Source organism: Marinifilum sp. D737, assembly GCF_026672275.1.
In the GTDB taxonomy this organism is placed as follows: domain Bacteria; phylum Bacteroidota; class Bacteroidia; order Bacteroidales; family Marinifilaceae; genus Marinifilum.
The window spans coordinates 1-3,513 of record NZ_JANQCD010000073.1 but is presented as its reverse complement, the minus strand read 5'-3'; the positions used below and the strand labels follow the sequence as shown (position 1 = coordinate 3,513).

Genomic DNA, 3,513 nt, shown 5'->3' with positions numbered 1-3,513 from the left:
CGCCCCCAGCTTTGTGGGTCCGAGGCTTCGGGATTATACTTTTCTACCTTTATACTTTTTTACTATTCGACTTCCAGCTTTGCTGGTCCCGATACAAGTGAGAGCATCAAAAGCCTGTTGTTTTGAAACAAAAAAAACCTGCCAGAAAACTGGCAGGTTCAACAACAACATAGTAATTCACTAATTATTAAATCTTAGCATTCACTATATCAACAATTTCTTTTTCGTAAGCCACAGCTTTGTCAACAATCGCTTGTCCTTTGGCGATGATGTCTTCAGCCCAAGCCTTATCCGTAAGGTCAGCAGCATTGATTTTCACGTTCATGAATGCACCAATTACACCCGAACGAGCAGCTAATGCTCCTACTCCGGCATCGGTAACCGAGTTAGGGTTTCCGATTTCAGCCATTGCTTTGCAAACATCCATACAGCCTAAACAAAGCTCCATGGTTTGGAAAGGAACCATAGTTGCAAACTTGGTAGCCTCTTCCATTGCTTCAGCACGAGCAGCTTTTTCTTCTTCGCTTCCTTTTGGCATACGAACCGCATCCATAATTTTGTTGAATGCATTGGTATCTTCATCAACCAACCAAGTTAGTTTGGTGTGGTATTCTTTTCCTTTTTCAGCCCAATCAGAGAATTCTTCCCAACGCTCATCCCATCCTGGTTTGTGAGCAGAAAGGTTAGCAACCATTGAACCAAGAGCAGCACCCATAGCACCCATATAAGCAGAGATCGATCCTCCACCCGGAGCCATAGATTCTGAAGCTGTTTCTTCAACGAATTCAGTCAGGGTCATGTCAACCAATTTCTTCTGACCTTTCTTCGCTTCATTCTCCAAGATGTACTCAATGATTTTTTTGTCTGCATCGAATGGATACAATTCATCCAAACCAAGAGATTTAACAGCGATCTTGATGATTTCACGATCGGCAATACCTGTAGAACGACCTTGCATGCGCAGGTAATGCTTACCAGCATCCAACATTGCTTTTAATGGCACAACACCTACCAACTCAGAACCTGTTACACGGATACCGCGAGCCTGAGCTTTTGCACATACCTCATCAAATGCCTTGTGAATAGAAGTCACAGAGATGTCAGTCATGTTCATAGAGATCTGAGCCACTCCGAATTCTTCAATAAACCATCCGATTGCCTTGGTAGCTTTCAAAGTACCAGGAGTCATAACCGGCTTACCGTTTTCATCTTTCACAATTTTACCTGTGATAGGATGTCCTTCACGCTTGGTACGACCACGCTCGCGAACGTCGAATGCAATTGCATTTGCACGACGAGTAGAAGTGGTATTCAAGTTGAAGTTATATGCAATTAGGAAGTTACGAGCACCAACCGCTGTAACACCTGATTTTGCTACCTCATCAGTAAATGCAGCAGGACCAAAATCTGGTTTCCACTCTTCCGTTCCGATTCTTTCTTTTACAGCTTCGTACTCCCCTTCGCGACAAACAGCAAGGTTCTTACGATCTGCCTTACGAGCAGCATGCTCATAACAGTAAACAGGTACACCAGCTTCTTCACCAATACGCTGAGCCAATTTGTGTGCATACTCAACTGTTTCTTCCATGGTAATGTTCGCTACAGGAACCAATGGACAAACATCGGTAGCACCAAAACGTGGATGAGCACCTGTGTGCTTGCTCATGTCAATTAATTCAGCCGCTTTTTTTACAGCACGAAAAGCTGCTTCACAAACCTCATCAGGAGTTCCTACCATGGTAACAACTGTACGGTTGGTAGCTTTTCCCGGATCAACGTCAATCAGGCTAACGCCTTCTACAGATTCAATTTCGTTAGTGATCTGCTTAATGATATTCATGTCGTTCCCTTCAGAAAAATTGGGAACACATTCGATTAATTGCTTCATATTGATTTAGATCTAAATTTGTTGCTTAAATTTTCCCATTACTTTACCCGAGTAATCGCAATAGGATTTCTAATTGTGTAAAGTTATCACTAAGTTTGATACCTAACAATACTATTTAATTTAGGGATTCATAACTATGAGTTATCAAACGGAATTTAGACATTTCAGGTATTTTTTAGCGCTGGCCGAAGACTTGCATTTTAGAAAAGCTTCGGAAAGATTGTTCATTTCTCAACCCGGATTGAGCCGACAGATCAAGCAAATGGAGGAAGCATTGGGGGTCAACCTGTTTGAAAGGCACAACCGAAAGGTAAAGTTGACCAAAGCTGGTGAGTACATGCAACGAGAGTTACTCAATAACTTTCAGCGCCTGGATGATATCATTTCGCATGCCAAATTATTGAACGATGGTATGGATGGAAACCTAAAGCTGGGCTATGTGGGTTCGGCCATGCAAAGGGTAATTCCCGATTTGTTGCTGAAGTTTAAAGAGGAACACCCCAACGTATTGTTCGACATTAACGAAATGGACAACAACAAGCAAATTAAAGCTTTGCTGAAACAGGAAATTGATGTTGGCTTTGTAAGAATGGAACGTGTGCCAAGAGGTTTGAACATTCTCCCTCTTTTCGAGGATACTTTTTCCCTGGTTTTGCCTGCTGATCACAAGGCGGATGCCAGTAACTTTAAAGGATTGTCACAATTTAAAGATGAACCTTTCATCCTGTTTGATTCCTCCTACAGTCAGTCCTATTACGAAAAGGTAATGCAGATTTTCGATGATGCCGGCTTTGCGCCAATCATCTCGCACAATACGGTAAATGCAAGTTCCATATTCCGATTAATCGAAAATAATTTTGGGGTATCCATTGTCCCAACCTCACTGAAACTGGGATACGATATGAATATCAAGTTTATTGAACTGGATGAAATCCCTCAGCGCACTACCTTAAAGTTGGTATGGAATTCGGTGAACACCAATCCCCTGTTGGAGAACTTTTTGGATATTGCTGAGGAGGTGGATATTTAGAAGAAATAAAGCAGGAATTTAACAATTGATCTGCATTTAAATGCTATATCGCCCCCTGCTGGTTCGGGCTTTGCCATAGCTGATAAGTACAAGCCACACGAAAGGATTGATTTCATCGAACTTCGTTTCGTGCGGCAGCGAGGGGCTATTATTTTTTTCGGACTCTTAGTTTTTCGATTTCTTCCATCCTTAAGCCAGTAAATGCAGCAATTTTATCTATTGGTTCATCTGCTCTTTTCATGGCCTTTGCGATTTCAACTTTCTCTTTTCTTTGGGCAATAGCTGCTGCTTCTTTTTTAATCCTCTGCTCAAGCACATAAGTGGGAACATATTTGGTGCTCTTTTTCAGTTCAGCTAAAAGACCAATGTCATTAAAACTCAGGAAACTCTTGTCAGAAATAATTAAATGGTCAATCACCTTTGTTTTCACAATAATTCCAACTTGAATTAATCTATCGGTAACGTCTTTGTCCGAATCGGATGGAGTAAGTTCTCCGCTAGGGTGATTATGACACAATATGATTTTAACCGCTCTTTTTTGCAATGCCAAACTGAATACTTCCATTGGCTCAACCAATGTTTGATTGATCGTTCC

General features: G+C 41.5%; 3 protein-coding genes. 1 reads left to right on the top strand and 2 read right to left on the bottom strand.

Features of this window, described 5'->3' with window-relative positions; all coding sequences use genetic code 11:
- Window positions 1-187: 187 nt before the first annotated feature.
- On the bottom strand, window positions 188-1,888 hold the full coding sequence (gene ftcD / locus NQ163_RS20385) for a glutamate formimidoyltransferase (protein WP_120241864.1): 1,701 nt from the start codon (window positions 1,886-1,888) through the stop codon (window positions 188-190).
- A 136-nt stretch (window positions 1,889-2,024) separates the two neighbouring features.
- On the opposite strand from ftcD, the gene NQ163_RS20380 reads away from it, so the two are divergent.
- A complete protein-coding gene (locus NQ163_RS20380) occupies window positions 2,025-2,918 on the top strand; it encodes a LysR family transcriptional regulator (RefSeq protein ID WP_268192157.1) in 894 nt (297 codons plus the stop codon).
- Window positions 2,919-3,066: 148 nt separating this feature from the next.
- Here the strand turns inward: NQ163_RS20380 and NQ163_RS20375 are convergent.
- The coding region (locus tag NQ163_RS20375) for a JAB domain-containing protein (protein ID WP_326493340.1) at window positions 3,067-3,513 on the bottom strand (447 nt) is incomplete at its 5' end.

What these genes read in the sequence shown, in the direction of transcription:
- ftcD (WP_120241864.1), bottom strand. Translation starts at nt 1,888, where the DNA reads ATGAAGCAATTAATCGAATGTGTTCCCAATTTTTCTGAAGGGAACGAC.
- NQ163_RS20380 (WP_268192157.1), top strand. Translation starts at nt 2,025, where the DNA reads ATGAGTTATCAAACGGAATTTAGACATTTCAGGTATTTTTTAGCGCTG.